Annotated in this window: 16 protein-coding genes and 1 riboswitch; of the genes, 10 read left to right on the top strand and 6 right to left on the bottom strand. The window is 29.5% G+C overall.

Features of this window, described 5'->3' with window-relative positions:
- Positions 1-61: 61 nt before the first annotated feature.
- From QWY99_RS09540 to QWY99_RS09550, 3 genes are all read right to left on the bottom strand, one after another.
- Positions 62-1,624, bottom strand: coding sequence for a histidine kinase (locus tag QWY99_RS09540; RefSeq protein ID WP_290264184.1), 1,563 nt, complete (start codon positions 1,622-1,624; stop codon positions 62-64).
- 343 nt (positions 1,625-1,967) lie between these two features.
- Entirely contained in the window at positions 1,968-2,315 is a 348-nt protein-coding gene (locus QWY99_RS09545) for a hypothetical protein (RefSeq protein WP_290264187.1), read from the bottom strand.
- A gap of 397 nt (positions 2,316-2,712) precedes the next feature.
- The gene (locus QWY99_RS09550; protein WP_290264188.1) at positions 2,713-3,273 is read right to left on the bottom strand and encodes a GNAT family N-acetyltransferase; all 561 of its coding nucleotides are present in this window, start codon (positions 3,271-3,273) and stop codon (positions 2,713-2,715) included.
- 721 nt (positions 3,274-3,994) lie between these two features.
- Here QWY99_RS09550 and QWY99_RS09555 point away from each other — a divergent pair.
- The 4 genes from QWY99_RS09555 to QWY99_RS09570 all read left to right on the top strand — a co-directional run bounded on the left by QWY99_RS09555 (position 3,995) and on the right by QWY99_RS09570 (position 8,430).
- Positions 3,995-5,746: a sensor histidine kinase gene (locus QWY99_RS09555; protein WP_290264190.1), complete on the top strand. Its 1,752-nt coding sequence runs from the start codon at positions 3,995-3,997 to the stop codon at positions 5,744-5,746.
- A gap of 72 nt (positions 5,747-5,818) precedes the next feature.
- Entirely contained in the window at positions 5,819-6,469 is a 651-nt protein-coding gene (locus QWY99_RS09560) for a response regulator transcription factor (RefSeq protein ID WP_290264193.1), read from the top strand.
- Positions 6,470-6,745: 276 nt separating this feature from the next.
- Complete coding sequence (locus tag QWY99_RS09565) at positions 6,746-8,014, top strand: sensor histidine kinase (protein ID WP_290264195.1); 1,269 nt, start codon at positions 6,746-6,748, stop codon at positions 8,012-8,014.
- Positions 8,015-8,058: 44 nt separating this feature from the next.
- A complete protein-coding gene (locus QWY99_RS09570) occupies positions 8,059-8,430 on the top strand; it encodes a YegP family protein (protein WP_290264198.1) in 372 nt (123 codons plus the stop codon).
- An 85-nt stretch (positions 8,431-8,515) separates the two neighbouring features.
- Here the strand turns inward: QWY99_RS09570 and QWY99_RS09575 are convergent, their stop codons facing one another.
- Both QWY99_RS09575 and QWY99_RS09580 read right to left on the bottom strand, forming a co-directional pair.
- Positions 8,516-8,692, bottom strand: coding sequence for a BF3379 family histone-like protein (locus tag QWY99_RS09575; protein ID WP_264287786.1), 177 nt, complete (start codon positions 8,690-8,692; stop codon positions 8,516-8,518).
- 283 nt (positions 8,693-8,975) lie between these two features.
- Positions 8,976-10,001: an LLM class flavin-dependent oxidoreductase gene (locus QWY99_RS09580; RefSeq protein WP_290265375.1), complete on the bottom strand. Its 1,026-nt coding sequence runs from the start codon at positions 9,999-10,001 to the stop codon at positions 8,976-8,978.
- Positions 10,002-10,277: 276 nt separating this feature from the next.
- Here QWY99_RS09580 and QWY99_RS09585 point away from each other — a divergent pair, with 276 nt between their 5' ends.
- The 4 genes from QWY99_RS09585 to QWY99_RS09600 all read left to right on the top strand — a co-directional run bounded on the left by QWY99_RS09585 (position 10,278) and on the right by QWY99_RS09600 (position 15,299).
- Positions 10,278-10,649: a hypothetical protein gene (locus QWY99_RS09585; protein ID WP_290264200.1), complete on the top strand. Its 372-nt coding sequence runs from the start codon at positions 10,278-10,280 to the stop codon at positions 10,647-10,649.
- 300 nt (positions 10,650-10,949) lie between these two features.
- Positions 10,950-13,328: a TonB-dependent receptor gene (locus tag QWY99_RS09590; RefSeq protein ID WP_290264202.1), complete on the top strand. Its 2,379-nt coding sequence runs from the start codon at positions 10,950-10,952 to the stop codon at positions 13,326-13,328.
- Positions 13,329-13,678: 350 nt separating this feature from the next.
- The gene (locus QWY99_RS09595; protein WP_290264204.1) at positions 13,679-14,068 is read left to right on the top strand and encodes a hypothetical protein; all 390 of its coding nucleotides are present in this window, start codon (positions 13,679-13,681) and stop codon (positions 14,066-14,068) included.
- A 415-nt stretch (positions 14,069-14,483) separates the two neighbouring features.
- Positions 14,484-15,299: an alpha/beta hydrolase gene (locus QWY99_RS09600; RefSeq protein ID WP_290264206.1), complete on the top strand. Its 816-nt coding sequence runs from the start codon at positions 14,484-14,486 to the stop codon at positions 15,297-15,299.
- Between the two features lie 141 nt (positions 15,300-15,440).
- On the opposite strand, the gene QWY99_RS09605 is transcribed toward QWY99_RS09600, so the two are convergent.
- On the bottom strand, positions 15,441-15,905 hold the full coding sequence (locus QWY99_RS09605; RefSeq protein WP_290264208.1) for a DUF1810 domain-containing protein: 465 nt from the start codon (positions 15,903-15,905) through the stop codon (positions 15,441-15,443).
- Between the two features lie 360 nt (positions 15,906-16,265).
- Positions 16,266-16,475: riboswitch (cobalamin riboswitch) on the top strand.
- Positions 16,476-16,591: 116 nt separating this feature from the next.
- Here QWY99_RS09605 and QWY99_RS09610 point away from each other — a divergent pair.
- Together QWY99_RS09610 and QWY99_RS09615 are read left to right on the top strand one after the other, a co-directional pair.
- Entirely contained in the window at positions 16,592-18,640 is a 2,049-nt protein-coding gene (locus QWY99_RS09610) for a TonB-dependent receptor (RefSeq protein WP_290264211.1), read from the top strand.
- A complete protein-coding gene (locus tag QWY99_RS09615; protein ID WP_290264213.1) occupies positions 18,637-19,785 on the top strand; it encodes a YncE family protein in 1,149 nt (382 codons plus the stop codon). Before QWY99_RS09610 ends, QWY99_RS09615 begins: the two co-directional genes overlap by 4 nt.
- The last annotated feature ends 5 nt before the right edge of the window (positions 19,786-19,790 follow it).

The raw sequence follows: 19,790 nt of genomic DNA on the forward strand, positions 1-19,790 counted from the left end.
CTTTTACGTTAAAAAAAACAAAACGGAGTGAGTGGCTTTTTTTTGGGAGTGAATGCTTTTTTTAGTCAATTAAGGGTAAAATACACACAAAAAATTCATCCGTTTTAAATGTCTCAAAATCGGTTTTTGAATAGAAATTATAAATACTCTTTAAGTATTTGTGACCAAATTTAGATTCCTTCTCGAAGTTTGGTTTTTCGTTTAGAGTATTAGTAATGATGACCATGTTTTCTTTAATAATAATCGTTATTTTTAAAGGGCTCTCATCTGAGGCAATATTGTGCTTAATTGCATTCTCTATGGCAATCTGAAAAGATAAATAAGGGACTTTCTTTGATAAAGCCTCATTATCTTCTACTGTTATTGTAAATTCAAACTCTTCTTTAAACCTAGTTTGTTGCAAGAAAATATATTTCTCAATAAAAAGAAGCTCCTCTTTAAGACTAACAATATTTTGCTCTGGTGGATTGATTAAATACCGATAAATTTTAGATAAATTCAGAGTGAATTTACGTGCCACTTTAGTATTACTCTCAATTAACATATAAAGAGAATTCAAAGAATTAAATAAAAAATGTGGATTTATTTGTTCCTTTAATTGTTGTAATTGGATTAATGCTTTTTCCTTTTTTATTTTTTCATTTTCTAAGAGCAATTTGTTTTTATCTTTTGCTAAATCTTCTTTCTCCTGAAAACTTTTACGCGTAAAAATTGCAAACAAATAGAAGAACACAAGTAGGATTACTGTAGTTATAAAGTAAATTAATGAGGCATATTTTTTTATAGCATCTACATCTTCATTTGCAATATTTTCGGGAAAGTTTACGCAAACGTACCAATCAGTCCCATCCACCTTTAGTTGTTGTGTGTATCTTACAATGTCTAGTTTTAAGTATTCTGAAAAAGCTGTTCTCTTGGAGAAGTCTTTTTGGAGTGCAAAGATTGTATCAGACGGAACGACATCTGTAGATTTAAAAACATTTTGTCTTATAAATTTGATTTCAGGATGATAAAGTATTGTTCCTTCTTTATCGTAAACAAAAGCATAATTTTCTGCCAATTGGTCTACAGTAGAAAAATAAGATTGTAATTCCTTTAAATCAATGTCATAACCATAGCGAACTCTTTCCCCATTTTTAGTTGTAGCTTTAAAATAAATGCGCCAAAAAAAGTTTTGATCCTCTTTAATAATAGTATTCAATTTAGCTTTATCATCGTTTTTAGCAATAAAAGCATTTATTTCCGTAGTTAAGTTGGGATTTTTTTTAGAGTTGCTAAATTCAATTTCACCATCATTTATTTGGAACCAATTGTTCTTAACTAAATTTTGATTTGCATGTATTGCACTTAAAACTTTTAAATTATCGGATAAATTGTTACGAGTACTAATTTCAATAATCTGATTTATTTCTTTTTGGATTTCCAGAAAACGTGAAAACTCTAGCGCTAAGACTTCTTGTTTTTTAATAAAACTACGTAGCGAATTGGTCGAATTTGATTTTTCGGATATCTGTGTTATTAAACTACTTAATATAAAAATAGAAAGCAGGGTCAGCACTACGAAAAGAATTCCTAGGATAAAGAAGTTGCGCCTAGAGAGGCTATTTTTTAAAGTAAATTTCAATGCAGTCTCTTAAAAATAGGGAATATAAAAAACCCTATCGTAATGTGGTATTATTTTTTATAAGGCTGCAAATGTAGTGTTTATTTTAAAGAATAAATGTTAATTTGTTCATAATGAACAGAAAAGGAGAGCGGTTATGATGGGATTACACAAAAAGACCACGAGAATTAATCAGTTCTTTCAGTTTATTATTAATATGATTTTTTAGGGGGATATTTCATTTCTTAACTTTAAACTAGTTGAGCAATAATTTACACACTTAGGAATCTATTACGATTAATAGCATCATCATGGTATGAGATTATTTATTAAACCTTTTAAATCTTAAATCATTATTGAATTATCATTTTTTATTAAACTTGGGCTTAGACATCGAAAATTTATCTGTATCAGTACCCCCAGATACATTATCATCTAATGCCATGTTACTTTGGATGTATATTTCTAACTCTAATGCGCTCCTTAAATCACTTAATGATTCAATCATAATTGCATTTCTACTATTAATAGTATCAGAAAAAAACACATTTGATGGATCTAGTCCTAATTCATCAATTTTTGTAAGAATAGCTTTTTGCTTTTTAATTTTTTGAATATCTTCATTTTCAACTTTTCTATGATTCGTATCTGCACAAGAATTAATAGATCCCCCAAACATTAAAAAAATCAAAATGATTACTGTCCTCTCCATGATAAAAATTTTATGATTAAATATATAACGATTTATTTGTAGTAAAATACAATGTTAAAATTATGTAAATATAATAAAATGTAATCTAAGTATTACTTTGAAAAGTGAAAAATTATAATTTATCTTTAATAAGTTAATTTATTAACTTATTAAATTATTTATCTGATTACCATTTTGAAGATTGTTACTTTTTTAAAACACGTTTAGAGCATTCAATTCGGAGGGAAAAACTTGACTCTTATTCGTATTTAAAATAAAGAGAATCAAGATATTATTAAATAAAGTTTTGAAGTGATATTAATAAAGTATAAGTGAAAATTTCGGAGTTTATTTTTCAATGCAAAAAGTCCCGATAAACTATCGAGACTTTACATTGAATGTGATTTTAGGAATGAACCTATTGCCCTTTTATCTGCAGATGCTCTAAACTTTTACCTACTAAAGTTTTAATACCGACTGATTTAAAGCCTAATTTTAAATATAATTTTTTAGCATTAGGGTTATCTACATCTACAAGCAAACCAAGAGTTTTATGTTTTTTTGTTACATATTCGTCTATTAAAAATTGTAATAATTTAGAACCGATTCCTTTTCCTTGGCATTTAGGATCTACTCCTAAAGTATCAATATATAATTCTCCTTTTTGCGTTTCGTCTTCAGGGGTAAAATCTTTATTGTAATGTGTTCTAACATATTGTACTATAGGTTCTCTCAAAAGATATAATTCGGCCCCATCATATATATTTACAGCGGCAATAATTTCATTATTATCTTCTACAACAAAGCAATTTTGAAACGAATATTGATTGCTTTCTTTTTCTATAAAATGCAATAAAAATTCTTTAGCTTCATTATAATTTTCTTTACCAATAAATTTATACACTATATCTTCCATTGCCAACATCAAATAGGTAGCAATAGCATCGGAGTCATTTATAGTTGCTTTTCTTATTATCATAGCCTGTTATTTTTTGTTACACAAAACTACCTTAAACTATAATATATACCAAAAGCAGATAGATATATTAAGTTTTATTTGGGTTTTCTGTAAATTAATTTTATAAAAAAAAAATATTAAAGGATTAAATCACAATTATCAATTTATAATTTCTATTTACTAGTGTTATTATCTTAAAATTATTATATTTAAAGTAATTATTTAAGAGTTTGTAATAATATTAGATAAAAATTTTTGTGAAATTTGTTGGTGTAGTTTTTTTTGATTTAAATTGCAATCTTATTCTTATTTTATGTGATAAAACTGCCTGATTTGTAGAATAAGTTCTGATGTGTAATTATAGAATGTTCTACATAAAGATAGAATTAAGTAGTTTATTTTTACCAATTTTTTTCATGAAAAAGAAAAAAATATCTATGAAATGAATAATTAAAACATGTAAATTGTATGAGTAGTTTTATTTTTCAATTTAATTAAAAGACCTTCCCCCAAATCTCTTTTAAATAGTTGTAATGATTTTAGTTTAGTATTAATTTTTGCATCAAAAATAAGGCTATAAATTAAGCTTGTTTTTTAATTGTAGCTCATAATTTAATATTTTAAAAAAGCAATATCTATTTTAAATTGTAGTACATGATACTACATCAAATACCTATATTAAAAACAGTTATTATGAGTTATTAATTTATAACTCCTATTTTATCTTAATAAAATATACATTTTGATTGAAAAAAAAATAATAAGCGATAGATTTGGTTTTACAAAACTAAAATTTGAACATAGAAAAGTAATTCATTATACTTTGCTAGCATTTGTAATTCTTTTACAAATTTTAGCAGTTGTTATTTGGTATAATGAAACTACAAATGAGGATAAAATGTCAAAATATTTTAACTCAATAAGTAACTTACGAAACATAAAACAACTCACTAATGAGATAAATGATTCATTTATCAATTCTCAAAAATACTACAATCAATACATAAGTAATAAAGATGAAGCTTCATTAAAAAATTATTCAGCTTCATTAATAGAAACTGGAGAATTGGTTAATAAACTGAATGAAGCTACAGACAAAAATAGTGAGTTTAAAAAAGTATTATTAGAAAAAAGTAAGTCAGAGATGGATATCCTTGCTTTAAAATCTACTATTGACTCTATTATTAATCTACAAACAGAACCCAAAAATAAAGAAGCCTTAAATTTATTAGATTTTAAAAAATTTGAATACAATAAAATTCTGGATAGTATAAAGACAGATTCTTATATGAAAGTTGACAGCGTTTCTAAAAAAGGACTTTTTTCTAGATTAGGCGATGCGTTGGCTGGGAAAACAGAAATACAAAAAGAACAATTAAATATCATTGTAACTATGAAGTATAATGATAAGCTTGTATCTGGAAGTATTGAAGATCAAATTAAAAATGTTTTTTTGACAACTAATAAATACTATGAAAACCAGTTTAATAATTTAAAAAAGACTTTCACAAAGCTTAGAAACCAAGATTTAAAACTTACAGAACTCAACAGTAAATTATTAAATCTAACCGCTACTGTATTGCCTAATTATAGCAAACCCATTAATGCACTCCAGGCTGATTCACAAAAAAAATTAGAGAATCAATACAAATCTAACATAACTGTTAGAAATTACACCTTATTGATATTAATAGTACTAATGTTTATTGTGTCTATAATTCTTTTTAGTTTTACTAGAATGGCTTTTGAATACGAGAAAAGATTGACCACGGCTCAGAATCTTATACGTCAAAGTTTGAACTTTAAGAACCGGATTATGGGTATGATTAGTCATGAAATTAGATCACCTTTAAGTATAATTTCTATGTATAGTAAGAAAATCAGCTCTTCGATACAAGATGTTGAAATTAAAGATACCTTTAAGTCTATTGAGTTTACAACTAATTCATTACTCTTATTATCAAATCAAATTTTGGAATACTCAAAAGAGGAGAACTATGAACTTAAGCTAAAAAATAAAAACTTTCATTTAAAAACAGAGATTAATCAAATCATAAAATCCTTATCTTCATTGGTAGAAAGTAAAGGCAATAAAATAAAACTCAATTCTAATTTAAATTCAGATGACGAAGTTTATTCTGATGCCACAAAAATCCATCAGCTCTTTTATAATATAGTTGGTAATGCCAACAAGTTTACAGAAAACGGTCTAATAGCAATTACAATTGATCTTGACAAAAATTCGGATTATGAATACAATTTGAAAATAGAAATAGAAGACAATGGGGTTGGTATTCCAGAAGAAAATTTAAAAAACATATTTGATTTGTATTATCAAGGTAATGTTTCTAATAAAATGAATGATTTAGGAGTTGGTTTAGGACTAAACTTATGCAAAGAAATAGTTGAATTATTTGATGGCGAAATTAATGTTGAAAGTAAAGAAGGAAAAGGCACAAAAATTGTATTTAATTTAATATTAAGTCCAGCTTAAAATGGAACAGTAATAAACGTTGTTTTTATTAATAAGTAATAAGCAGGTTTGTAATAATTTAACAGAGAGGTGATGAGTGCATCAAATAAATATAGTTTTTTAATTGCTGATGACCATGTTGTAGTGCGTCAGGGAATTGGTTTGATTCTAAAAGAATTGTTTTGGGATGTAACCATTTACAAGGCTACTAATTTCAATGATACTTTTAAAACCTTAAAAGAAGTTAAGATCGATTTATTGATTTTGGATATAAATTTTCCTGATGGAAATAGTATAAATATTTTGGCTGAAATCAAGGCGATTCAGCCTGATATAAAAATACTAATATTTTCAGCTCTAGAAGAAAATATTTACGCCATGAGGTATCTAAATGCAGGTGCTTCAGGTTATTTATCAAAAGACAGTTCGGAAGAAGAAATGAAATTTGCAATAAATTCAATGATTTCATCTGGAAAATATATTACACAAAATATAAAAGATAAAATACTGGACTCCTACATTTCTAAAAAACCAGCCAATCCACTAGAAGCGCTATCGAATAGAGAGATGGAAGTCGCTTTGTTATTTGTTAAAGGATACGGCAATCTTGAAATACTAGAGTTGTTAAAAATAAAAAAAACAACTGTTAGTACCTATAAAAACAGAATTTTTGAAAAATTAGAAGTAGATAACCTAGCTGCGCTTATAAAAATTTTTCATTTATATCACGAAGAAACGACTTAGTTTAAATGGTGTCACCATTTTATCGGCATAAATGTGTCAAAAGCGAGGAGTATAATTTCCTCGCTTTTTTTATACGTAATACAACCAACCAACAAGATTTTATTATGTAGTACAAGTTCTATATTAAGTAGTTTTTTGTACTATAAATTATTGTTTTTATAGGCAATATATTTGTAATGAAGATAATCCAATAAATATTTTTTGTGATACTATAATGTGTTTTTTGAGTTTACTTTAATTTACAAAAAAAGAGTTTGAGAGAATTTATTTTGTTCGATGAGCATTTTAAGTTTAGTATTAATTAGTTTAGAAATATATGATATGGTATACGATTTTTACAACAACGACAATTCTAATGCTATAAATAGTTTTCGCTCAAAATCTCGTGAAGATAGAAGTCCTATTTTTTCTGGAAAATTATTTAATGCATCCGAATTTAAAGCTCAAGAATTAAAACTTAAAGTTTTAGAAGAGCGATTTCAGTTTGCTTTAGAAGCATCAAAGACAGGAGTTTGGGATTGGGATATTAAAACAAATACCGTTTTTTATTCTTCACAATCGTTTAAAATACTTGAAATAAATTCGGGTGCTACATTCGATAATTCAGAGCGCTGGGACGATATTGTTCATCCAGACGACCTAGAAGAGTATCATGCAACTATTAAGGAGCATTTTGAGAATCATACTCCATTTTATGAAAATTATCATAGAGTATTAACGTCTAGTGGTAGATACAAATGGATTCTGGATAGAGGAGAAGTGATAGAGCGCGATAGTGACGGTAAACCATTACGAGTTATAGGAACACACACAGACATCACCTCTCAAAAAGAAAAAGAATTAGAATTAGTTAAAACTATGAAACTGTACAGTGAGAAAAACAGTCAATTGTTGAATTTTTCACATATAGTAGCACATAATTTAAATTCACATGCCGGGAATTTAAAATTGCTTTTAGACATGATTGATACTGGAAATTCAAGTATTGAAAATAGTGAGGCTTTTGGTTATTTAAGAACCGTTTCTAATGATTTAAATCAAACAATTACCGATTTATCTCAAATCGTAAACATTCAGAATAATATAAATATTGAAGTTAAGCCCTTAAATTTAAAAGATTATTTAAAGAAAGTCTTAGATGTTGTTAGCGGGTATAATTATAGAAATTTAGGAACGATTATAAACAATATTCCTAAAGACGCAACTATCAATTTTAATCCTGCTTACCTAGAAAGTGTCTTGTTGAATTTCTGCACGAATGCTATTAAATATGCGCATCCAGAGAGAGAATTAATAATTGAATTCGATTTTTTTATAGAAAAAGGAAAAAAGGTATTGACGATAACCGATAATGGGTTGGGTATAGATTTACAAAAATACGGGCATTTGTTATTCGGAATGTATAAAACATTTCATAAACATCAAGACTCACATGGTATTGGCTTATATATTACAAAGAATCAAATAGAATCAATGAATGGAGCTGTAAGCGTTGAAAGTGCAGTTGGGGTGGGAAGTACGTTTACAGTAACATTCAATGATTAAAATAATAGCATAGCCAAAATATAATACATAATTAATTTAAAAGAATGGAAAAATTTGTAATTGCAAAAAATGCAAATGATGAGTTTCAATTTTATTTTGTTGACAATAATGGAGATACAATCTTAAGAAGTAGCGGATACACTCGAAAATTCATGTGTGAAAAAGGAATTGAATCTGTAAAAACGAATTCGCAAGACAGTACAAAATTCTTTAAAAAAACCATTTCAGATGAAAAAGTTTATTTTAATTTGAAAGCTTTTAATGGAAAGATTATCGGAATGAGTAAAATGTATGAAGATAGAATATTGCGCGATCAAGGAATGGATCTTTTAAAAGATAAAGCATTTAATGCTCCCGTTGAAGATCAAACCAAATCAACGGATATAATTAAAAATATATCTTCTTTAGTATATTAATATTTAATTGGTTAAATAACTTACTTAAATAAGGAGATTAAAAAAGCCCTCTAAGATTTCTTAGAGGGCTTTCTATTTAAAAGAATTATTTTTTTGATTCTTCTACAGAAACTTTTCTGAATTCTTTTAATAATTTCTCTAATTCTAGAGTTGATTTACGAGCTCTTGGTCCTGCTGCTTTCACACCTTTATCCATTAGAGATTCATATTCAGTTTTGAATGTTTCAAATTCAGTTGCAATTTTGGCGAATAAGTCGTTCATGATATGCTTTTATTTAATTAGAGCGCAAAAGTAAAATTTTGTTTGTAAGAACTATATATTTTGCTGTTAAAATCATCAATTTTTTTATCTGCTAATATTCTGCCTCAAATTGTTATTATAAACACATAAAAAAGACTAAGTCACTGAAAATAGTACGGTAATTTATCAGTTTTAATAAACTTTAATAAATTGCATTTTTTCAATTCTTTTCAATCAATGCTGTTTTTTCACTCAATTGTATAAAATTTGCTCTTTTTTTCCTCTTGAAGGAACAAAAAATCGCTTACTCAGCCCTTCTAATTAGCGGAATGACCTTTGTTCCTATTAATTCTATAGCATTCATTAATTGCGTATGTGTTAGCCCGGCATTATCCATTTGAAAAGTAAATCTCGAAATACCTCCAAGAGCTTCACTATGTCTGATTATTTTTTCTGCTACTTGTTCAGGATCACCAACCACTAAAACACCTTTGGTATCTATAAGGCTGTCAAACTGAGTTTTCGTAACAGGTGGCCAGCCACGTTCTTTTCCTAACTTAGTCCAGAGTTCGGCATAACCAGGATAATAGTTTGCAATTGCTTTATCTGTAGTGTTACCTACATAACCTGGAGAGTGTAATCCAACTTTTAGTTCATTAGTAGCAAACCCAGCAGCCTGACCGGCTTCTCTGTACAGATCAATGAGTGGACGGAAACGATGTGTTTGCCCTCCAATAACAGCTACCATTAAAGGCAATCCAAGTGTTCCTGCTCTAACAAATGACTCAGGAGTGCCACCAACACCCAACCAGATAGGCAATTTTTCTTGCATTGCTCGTGGATAAATAGGAAGGTTGTTTAAGGCTGGGCGAAATTTTCCCGACCAACTTACAAATTCATTATCTCTAATTTGAAGTAAAAGTTCTAATTTCTCTTTAAACAATTGATCGTAATCATTCAAATTAAAACCAAACAAGGGGTAGGCCTCAATAGAGGATCCGCGGCCTACAACAATTTCAGCTCTCCCTTTAGAAATTAAATCGAGTGTAGCAAAACTTTGATATACTCGAACAGGATCGGCGGCACTTAAAACGGTTACAGCACTTGATAACCGAATCCGGTTTGTCTTTGCGGCCGCAGCAGCAAGTATAACAGCAGTAGCTGAATCTAAAAATTCCTTTTTGTGATGCTCGCCAATACCAAATACGTCAAGACCTACTTGATCGGCTAGTTCAATTCTTTGTAATAATTGCTCCATTGCATCTACGCTACTTAGCGTATTGTTATCCCCGTACATCGCCGAGGCAAAACTGTCTATACCTATTTCCATCATACTAGTAAAGATACTAAAATTTACTAAGTATTATTGTAGCGGTTTGTACGTGTTGGCTAGTCTGCAATGTATTTTTATTGTTATGCTATCGCAAGTTGGTTTACTATCTTTTCTAACATTCAATTATTGCAACTTAATTTATAAACCACTAGAGAATTCAGAAACAGTGGAGATCTACTTACTTCTTTCCATAGAATGGCACAATATTTGTTTTTAAGGTTACAAGGAAAGTTCCTTACAAACAATAAAATTAATTTGATAATATTATATAAAATGAGAAAAGTACAATTAGCTGGTGCTATTATGTTTGCATCCTTAATCATTACATCTTGTAAAAACGAATCTAAGGAAACTGTAGCTGACAAAGATTCAACTACTTTGACGACTATTGAGCCCGCACCATTAGAAGAAATTATTACAGATACTGTTACTAATAGCGAAGGAATTCAATTAATCACAAATTTTAACAACGCAAAAGGTACACTGACCATTGATTTGAGTGGAGAAAAAATTGAAATGGTTCAAGACACTATGGCTTCGGGTGTAAAAGCTCATAATGACAAGTATGAGTACACTAATTGGCACGGTGAGACAGAACTTAAAAAAGACGGTAAGGTTGTTTTCTTTTCTAAAGATAAAGAATAAGCTGTTTTTAATATCTCAAATATCTATTTAACAACTGTTAGATATGAAATCTTTTAAAAAGTGGAACCTAGGTACATACCTAAATTCCACTTTTTTTTATTAATTATTTGTTATTAAAAAATTGCCACAAACAGCTTTTTTATTAATAAGCCACAATTAGTTATTATTTAGTCGAAAATTAGTATTAATTTTTATATAGAATTATTCTAAATAATTTTTGTTAAAGGATTAATAATTTTATATTTGCCTTGTTTTTATTTAGAATGAATAAAAACAATTAATTAGCCAAATTTAAAATTGATGAAATATCATAATTCAAAACCGACATGGTTCGTCTTACTAATTAGTTTCCTATTTTCATTTCTAATTGGTTTTGCCCAACAAAATCAAGGGAAAATAAAAGGACAAATAACCACCTCTGATGGAAAACCTGTTGCTGGTGTAACTATTATTCTTAAAGTTTCAAAATTCAGTACTACTACAAAAGCCGACGGTAGTTTTAAATTTGATAAAGTGGGTAGTAACATCTATACAATACAAGCATCTTTAAAAGGATATGAGACCATTGAACAGGAGGTTAGTGTATCACAAAACGGAATAACAACTCTTAGTTTATTATTAAAAGCATCTAATAAGGAGCAAGTAAATGATAGTTCTCAATTAGATGAGATTATTGTCTCTGCCAGTAGAAAGGTAGAAACATTATCAAAAACACCATCATCTGTAACAGTAATTAATGCAAAGGATATTGACAACTTATCTATAGTAAGTCCAAATATTGCTAATATAATTGCTTATGCGGTACCTGGTTTAGGTTCAGCTACAAATAATACGGGTAATTATGGCCAAACTCTAAGAGGAAGAAATCCATTAGTACTTATAGATGGTATTCCGCAATCAACACCTTTAAAATCAGCAGGTAGAGAAATGCGATCAATCGACCCTTCGGTTATAGAACGTATTGAGGTAATTAAAGGCGCTACTGCTATTTACGGGAATGGGGCCGATGGAGGTTTAATTAATTACATCACAAAATCAGGTAAAACACAAAAGAAATTTGCTGGATACAGTGAAGCTGGTACTAATGGAAACATTAAAGGTGATAGTGTTATTGGATACCGACTTTTACAACAGTTTTATGGAAAAATAAAGAAGTTCAATTATTTCATTGGAGGTGTTTATGAAAAAACAGGCGTTTTTCGTGATGCAGAAGGTGAAGTTATCTCTCCTGAATATGGATTAGGCGAAACTAAAACATACAATGTGTTTTCTAAACTAGGATATGATTTAACAGATAAGCAAAGAATTGACTTCATGTATAATTATTTTAGTTCTAATCAAGATTCAGATTTTGTACTTAAAAATGGGGTTTACGGCGTTAGTCCAGCCATAGGTGTATTAGGTAACAGATTAGGAGCAGATGAAGGTACTCGGTACAATCATAATATGAACCTACAGTATACAAACAAAGAAATTTTTGGAAGAACTAATTTAACAGCCAACTTATATTATCAGGATTTCTTGACTATTTTTTCAAATTCAGCTTTCTTCTACGGCTCAGGACAGTCACAAACAGCCTCTACCAAAAAAGGATTAAGAGTTTACTTAAACACACCGTTTACAGTTTCTTCTTCTGTTTCTGGTGATGTTACTTATGGTTTTGATTTACTAAATGATAAAACAAATCAAAAATTAGTAGATGGTAGAATTTGGGTTCCAAACATCGATATGGTTAATATTGCACCTTATGCACAATTATCTACACAGCTATTTGGCGATTGGACCTTAAAAGCAGGCTTGCGTGCAGAAAACATAAAAATTAACATAGACGACTACAAAACTCTTGCTACTGGCGCTAATGGAGCAGGAAGTATAGCTGTAGAAGGAGGTGAACTTAATTATGATGCTTTCGTAATTAATGCAGGTTTAAGATATTCTAAGTTTAAATTCTTTAATCCTTTTGTAAGTTTTTCTCAAGCATTCTCCATATTTGATTTAGGTAGAGTGCTAACTGCTGCAAAACAAGACGCAATATCAAAATTAGAAACAGAACCAATTATCGTTAATAATTATGAAGGCGGTTTTAGTAGTCAATTAGGGAAGTTAAATCTTAGCGCTTCTTATTATTATAGTACTTCTAAACTCGGAACCAACCTGATTCAAGTCGATGGTTTCTTACTTGCCGAACGTTTACCTGAGCGAGTTTGGGGTTACGAAGTGCAATTAGATTACCAATTAATTAAAGAACTTACGATAGGTGGAAATTATGCTTATGTGCAAGGTAGAGGAGACAAAGATGATGACGGACATTTTTATGGCGACAATGATATTTATTTAAAGTCGAATAGAATACCGCCAGTTAAAGTGACTAGTTATGTGAAATTTGGAAACGAACGATTAAATATTGAAGTGTATTGGATGTATGTTGGTGATCGTGATTATTTTAAACCTAATGCCAAAGGTGCTTATGCTATTGGAGAAGGGCCAATAAAATCATTTAACTTATGGAACTTGGCCACTGCTTATAAAGTAACAAGCCAAATTAGACTGAAACTTGGTATTGAAAATCTTCTAAACTCATCATATTATACAACAACTTCTCAATTTTTTGGTACTAATGCTAATTATACGAGAGGAAACGGTACAAGATTTAATTTAGCTGTTGGGTATAGTTTTTAAAAAAAACTATTAGGTACTTGATTTTAAAAAGAAAACGTTGAAAGAAATACTTTCAATGTTTTCAATTATATAGCGCTAATAAAAATCATTTTTATTATAAGATCGCTATGAAGTTTTAATTGTAAAAAAAATGAATTGTTATTAATTATTGCATTAGCGATTCTATGACAAAGTCAACGTTTATAGGCTATAAAAGTGATTTTTGTTTAGGGTTTTAATAAAAAACCTTATATTTTTATACTATAAATTATAACCAATAATTATTTAAAAAATAACTAGCTATTGAGCTGTGTATTTGTTACAAAAAGAACTTAACAATAGTGTTGAGTATAATTTTAGAAAACAGTCTTATGAAAATGAACAAAGAAATTTTAAGAAGCATTGCCCTTTTTGTATTTTTCCTTTGCACAGCAATTACTGCAGTAGCTCAGAATAAAGTTGATACTAATATTATGCTAAATAATGATGAAATGGAAGGTAACATTGTATTGATAAAAGATGATATCATTAAATTCGCTGATAAAGGACAGGCGTATGAATATGTGTTTAAAAAGTCTGAAATAAAAGTAATTGTATTTGCAAGTGGCAGAATACTGGAAATTAGTAAAGATGTGAATCCTGAAATAGTCTCGAACTCGACTATTGCTAAAGGAAGAAAAGGAAAAATTGCAATAACACCAGTTGAATTCGTAACCAATAATCCTTCGGCTAATTTCAACTCAATGGAAGAACAATTATAGATATAAAGTTGTGATTCGACTAAAGAGGAAAACACTTAAATATAAAAAAAAACAGCTTAATTTTAACGTTAAAATTAAGCTGTTTTTTTTTATTAATATCAATAGTGAGTTTTTATTTAATCAAAAATATTCATCAAATGAGTTAATGTATTTAATTTAAATGCAACATCTATATTATCAATCTATTAAATCACTTTATGTTAAGTAAATTATTAATATTTTATCAGAATAGAATATCTATCAAAATCGCACATTTTTGTCATTCATTTTGCACTAATTTTTAATAGTAATTCGCTTTTTTCTTTACTAATAAATTTATGTCGAAAACGATAAAATATTTTTTACGTATCAACATATGTAAATGCATTTGTTTTTTTTACTTCTGAAATTTGCATTTCAATTATAAATAAAAAAAATGAAAACACTATTTTTTACAACACTATTACTTGCTTCGTCATTAGCAATTTCTGCTCAAGATATTATTCATAAAAAAATATTCAGTGCAAAAATGAATAAGGATATTGAAACTGTAATAATCACACCTAAACTTAAAAAAGGAGCAACCTATAAAACTGTTTATATACTCCACGGTTATAGCGGAAATCCCGATAGAACTTACACAAAAGATATTCCAGATCTTGTTAGTAAATCTGAAATGTACCAAACCATCTATGTTTTACCCAATGGAAATTTTAATAGTTGGTATGTAGATAGTCCTGTTGATAAAACTTCACAATATCAAACTTTTATCGGAAAAGAATTGGTGGAATATATAGATTCTAATTATCCATCAATTAAAAATAGAAAATTTAGAGGAATTTTAGGTTGGAGCATGGGCGGTTATGGGGCAACAAATATTGGAATAACTTATAAAAATACTTTTTCAATTGTCGGAAGTACTTGTGGAGCAATTGATTTTAATCGTTTTGGAGAAAACTTTCACAATTATCAAGTAGACAAGTTTCTGGGAGAGTATAAAAATTTACCTCAGGAATATTTAACTTTTAATAAAGCTGATAAAATGAAAGAATCAAATCAATTTTATTACTTTGATTGCGGCACAGAAGATGGTCAAATGATTGATATGAATAGGGATTTTCATCAACTTTTAACCAATCAAAAAATTGAGCATTTTTACATTGAATCTCGTGGAGGACATGACACTAATTATTGGAGTAAAGCACTGTCTAATCAATTAGCTTTATTTGAAAATCAATTTAATATCCAATAAATTAAAAATTGAAAATTTATTCTTGTTTTTGAATCTACGAAGTAGTAGGTAGTAAAATTAAAATAAAAAAACACTACAGATTTGCTATGGCAAATACAACGTAGTGTTTTTTTTGAGTAAATAATCTATTGTAATACTGCTTTATAACAGTGTAGTTGTTTCAATAGATTCCTTTATAATTGAATTAATAATGGACAAGGTAAGAGGATCTTTTTCTCCAGAGAAGAAGGCGTCCAGTACGTGCTGAAAAATTGGGTTGCTATTTTCTACCATGGTAAAAAGAGTCATCGAAGAGCGTAGCTTTCGTGATTCTAACTCTCCAAGGATAGATTCAATAGATTTCATTTTAAAAGTCAAAATCAATTCTGAGATCTCAATAAGATGCTTACCTAAAATCGGGTGAGCAACAAAATCTGTAGCTTCATTTAAATCTGTAATAGCATAAAATTTAGAAGTATCGCTAGTGCCTAATCCTACAATTTGAGGGAAGATAAACCACATCCAGTGGGTTTCTTTTTTTCCCTTTTTTATTTCAGAAAGAGCAGTAAGATACAACTGGTTTTGTGCTTCTAAAAAGCGGATTAAATCTTTGTTTGTGTTTGGCATTATAATATCATGTTGGGTAAAAAAAGAGTGCAAAAGTACTTAAAAATATAGGTAAATCCAAATCAAAGACGCAGGTAGTGTGTGTTTTATGATGAAGTAGTGTAATATCTTACTTTAATTGTTGTATAAAATAACTTCAATTCTTAGTTGTAATTCAATAGTAAAATTACTCTAATTGTGACTTCATAACACCAATTGAAACTCCCTTGTATTCTTACTATGTTCACTTTATTTTTAAGTTCATGAACACTACAAATATCTTACTTTAACCATTTATAGATTTCCTATTATTATTGATGATTTTAATGTGAAAATTGTAATTTTATTAGATAACAATTATTTTTTATGAAGTATAGTTATATCTTTACCTAAAATTTTGGTCTATTTTTTCTTAATAATTTAAGCAAAAATAGTTAAAAGGGAATCAGGTGTAAATCCTGAACAGGCCCGCTACTGTAAGTTCTATATAAGTCTTTAAACGTTACTTATGTCACTGTTTGCTCCAGCAAATGGGAAGGCAGTTTTAAAGATAGAATAAGTCAGGAGACCTGCCAAAATCACATAGTTTAAAACTTTCGAGGAACAAAGTTGAAGAACAAGAAAACACCCTATTATTTTATAATGGGCTTTTTTTCTTATGATTCTGTTTTATTATACCTCGCTAAGTTTTTATAATTTATTAAGTGATGTATAATAGAAAAAAAAGATTCTTATTTATTTTTACGTTGTGTGCCCCATTCGTGCTTTATTCTCAAGCATCAAATGATAGTATTCGACCTTTAAAAGAAGTAATTCTAAAAGGAAAACCTTTTCAAGAAGTAATTCCAGTACAAAGTCTTTCAGGGAAATTACTAGAAAATTTAGCCAGCCATAATGTTGCCGATGCCCTTCGCTACTTTGCTGGAACTCAAATTAAAGATTACGGAGGACTTGGAGGACTTAAAACAGTCGATGTACGTAATATGGGTACCCATCATGTGGGTGTTTTTTATGATGGAATTCAATTGGGTAATGCCCAGAATGGAGTTACTGATTTAGGTAAATATTCCTTAGACGATATGGAGTCGCTTACGATGTATAATGGACAGAAAAGTGAAATTTTTCAGTCGGCAAAGGACTTTGCGGCAGCTTCAGCAATTTATCTAAAAACAAAACGCCCTGTTTTTGATGATAATAAAAAGACACATTTGTTAGTACGCTATAAAACGATGTCTATAAATTACAACAATCCTTCTTTTAGATGGGAACAAAAATTAAGTGATAAAGTAAGCATGAGTGTAAGCTCAGAATACATCAAATCAAACGGTCAGTACAAATTTAGATATAAAAGAGACAATCAAGATGGTACCGTGGCATATGATACTACAGCAACAAGGCATAATAGTGATATAGAAGCATTACGATTTGAATCAGGTATTTATGGTAAAATCAATAACGGTACGTGGGATGCAAAGGTGTATTACTATGATTCTGATAGGGGAGCACCAGGAGCTATTGTTGAAAACAAGTTTTCAGATGGATTCAGACAAACTGATAAGAATTTCTTCGCACAAGCATCTATAATAAAGGATTTTACAAAAAAATATAAATTTCAGGCAAAGCTTAAATATGCAGATGATTACACACATTATGTTGCACGAGATACCACAAGCATATTAGGCGAAATAGTAACAGAAGGAGCACAGTCCGATGATAGTTATTATCAAAAAGAAATATATTTCTCTGCAGTAAATATGTACAGCATATTACATACGTGGGACGTTTCGCTATCAACCGATTTTCAATACAATAAATTAGACGCAACAAGAAAAGGAATACAAACGCAGTTTTCGTTTCCGCAACGCTATACGGCATTATTTTCATTAGCAAGTTCTCTTAGAGTTGGACAATTTAAGGCTTTAGGTAGTCTTGTTGGGACTTATGTGCAGGAAGAAGTACGTTATAACGCCAAAGCGCCAGATAAAAAAGAGTTGACTCCTGCTTTGTTTATTAGTTATACCCCTTTTAAAGATTATGACTTTAATATTAGAGCATTTGCAAAGCGCATATTTAGAATGCCAACTTTTAATGATTTATATTATACTATGGTTGGTTCTAGTACACTACGACCTGAATATATGAATCAATACGATATTGGTTTTACTTATAATTTGCCCGCAGGAAAAAGTTTCTTTGATAAATTTTCTATTCAAGCAGATGCCTATTATACTGATACTAAAGACAAAATAGTAGCAGCTCCTACAGGAAATTTATTTCGTTGGATGATGACAAACATGGGACAAGTAAAAGGACATGGTATTGAAACGGTTATCAATATGGGAAAACAGATTAATAAATTAAATCTAACCGCCAATCTAACATATACTTATTCAGAAAGCAGGGATTATACAAAATTTTTAGGCTTAGAAACTTCGTCATATGGAGATCAAATTCCTTACACACCATGGCATAGTGGATCTGGAATCCTAAATGCTAACTATGGATCTTGGAATTTTAACTACAGCTTTATTTACGTTGGAAAACGATACAATGGAAATGTAAATAATATAAAGGTGAATGAAGTTCAACCTTGGTATACTCATGACTTGTCGCTACAAAAATCTTTTGCACTTAGCCATTATCTAATAAAAGGAACTGTAGAAGTTAATAATCTTCTTAACCAGCATTACGAGGTTATATACAATTATCCTATGCCGGGTCGTACACTAAAATTTATAATCAGTATTGAGCTATGAGAAAGACAATCACAAAATTACTATTAGGCATATTTGTAGCTCTTGCCTTTATTTCTTGTAGAGAAGATGAAGTTATTTTTCTTTCTTCGGATAAGAGCGTTGCTGCACCAAGAAGCGATGGAAATATAGAAGGTTTTTATCTTCTTAACGAGGGCAATATGGGAATGAACAGAGCAAGCATAGATGTATTTAATTACCGAACAGGTAACTATACAACCGATGTTTATTCTGAACGCAATCCAACTGTTGTTAAAGAGTTAGGTGATGTAGGAAACGATATAAAAATATATGGTAATAAAGTTTATGCAGTAATCAATTGCTCCAATAAGGTAGAAGTAATTGATAAATGGACTTCAAAACGCATAAAAAAAATAGATATTCCAAATTGTCGTTATGTTGCTTTTTATAAAGACAAAGCGTATGTAAGTTCTTATTCTGGTCCTGTGGCCATAAACCCAAATGCAGAAATAGGCTTTATTGCAGAAATTGATACTACATCATTAGAAATAAAACGTAAAGTAAACGTTGGCTATCAGCCTGAGCAAATGGTAGTACATAACGGAAAATTATATGTTGCTAATTCTGGTGGCTATAGAGTCCCTAATTATGACAGAACAGTATCTGTAATTGACCTTGCTACATTTACTGAAATAAAAAAAATAGATGTAGGTATCAATCTCAATAGCATGCAAATAGATTCTCGTGGTGATATTTATGTTAGTTCAAGAGGTGATTATTACAACACACCATCGAATCTTTTTGTAATTGACACAAAAACAGATGAGAAAAAACAGCAACTGGATATACCGGTTATGGGTATGTGTCTCGTAGATGATTTGCTATATCATTATAGTGTTTCGTGGAGCTACCTTACCAATAGCAACAAAGTAAGCTATGGAATATTAGACACAAAGACAAAAAAGGTAATTAGTAATCAGATAATTACAGATGGCACTGACAAACAGATTATGATTCCTTACGGTTTACAAGTAAATCCCGAAACAAAAGAAATATACATAACCGATGCACAGAATTATGTTGTTACAGGTTATATCTACTGTTTTACTCCAGATGGAAAATTAAAATGGAAAACTACAGCAGGAAACATTCCAGCTCATATCGCATTTATAACCAAAAATAAATAATAAAA

The sequence above is a fragment of the Flavobacterium branchiarum genome, assembly GCF_030409845.1.
GTDB lineage: Bacteria > Bacteroidota > Bacteroidia > Flavobacteriales > Flavobacteriaceae > Flavobacterium > Flavobacterium branchiarum.

What these genes read in the sequence shown, in the direction of transcription:
- QWY99_RS09590 (WP_290264202.1), top strand. Translation starts at nt 10,950, where the DNA reads ATGAAATATCATAATTCAAAACCGACATGGTTCGTCTTACTAATTAGT.
- QWY99_RS09585 (WP_290264200.1), top strand. Translation starts at nt 10,278, where the DNA reads ATGAGAAAAGTACAATTAGCTGGTGCTATTATGTTTGCATCCTTAATC.
- QWY99_RS09595 (WP_290264204.1), top strand. Translation starts at nt 13,679, where the DNA reads ATGAAAATGAACAAAGAAATTTTAAGAAGCATTGCCCTTTTTGTATTT.
- QWY99_RS09570 (WP_290264198.1), top strand. Translation starts at nt 8,059, where the DNA reads ATGGAAAAATTTGTAATTGCAAAAAATGCAAATGATGAGTTTCAATTT.
- QWY99_RS09545 (WP_290264187.1), bottom strand. Translation starts at nt 2,315, where the DNA reads ATGGAGAGGACAGTAATCATTTTGATTTTTTTAATGTTTGGGGGATCT.
- QWY99_RS09550 (WP_290264188.1), bottom strand. Translation starts at nt 3,273, where the DNA reads ATGATAATAAGAAAAGCAACTATAAATGACTCCGATGCTATTGCTACC.
- QWY99_RS09615 (WP_290264213.1), top strand. Translation starts at nt 18,637, where the DNA reads ATGAGAAAGACAATCACAAAATTACTATTAGGCATATTTGTAGCTCTT.
- QWY99_RS09575 (WP_264287786.1), bottom strand. Translation starts at nt 8,692, where the DNA reads ATGAACGACTTATTCGCCAAAATTGCAACTGAATTTGAAACATTCAAA.
- QWY99_RS09610 (WP_290264211.1), top strand. Translation starts at nt 16,592, where the DNA reads ATGTATAATAGAAAAAAAAGATTCTTATTTATTTTTACGTTGTGTGCC.
- QWY99_RS09600 (WP_290264206.1), top strand. Translation starts at nt 14,484, where the DNA reads ATGAAAACACTATTTTTTACAACACTATTACTTGCTTCGTCATTAGCA.
- QWY99_RS09565 (WP_290264195.1), top strand. Translation starts at nt 6,746, where the DNA reads ATGAGCATTTTAAGTTTAGTATTAATTAGTTTAGAAATATATGATATG.
- QWY99_RS09605 (WP_290264208.1), bottom strand. Translation starts at nt 15,905, where the DNA reads ATGCCAAACACAAACAAAGATTTAATCCGCTTTTTAGAAGCACAAAAC.
- QWY99_RS09560 (WP_290264193.1), top strand. Translation starts at nt 5,819, where the DNA reads ATGAGTGCATCAAATAAATATAGTTTTTTAATTGCTGATGACCATGTT.
- QWY99_RS09580 (WP_290265375.1), bottom strand. Translation starts at nt 10,001, where the DNA reads ATGGAAATAGGTATAGACAGTTTTGCCTCGGCGATGTACGGGGATAAC.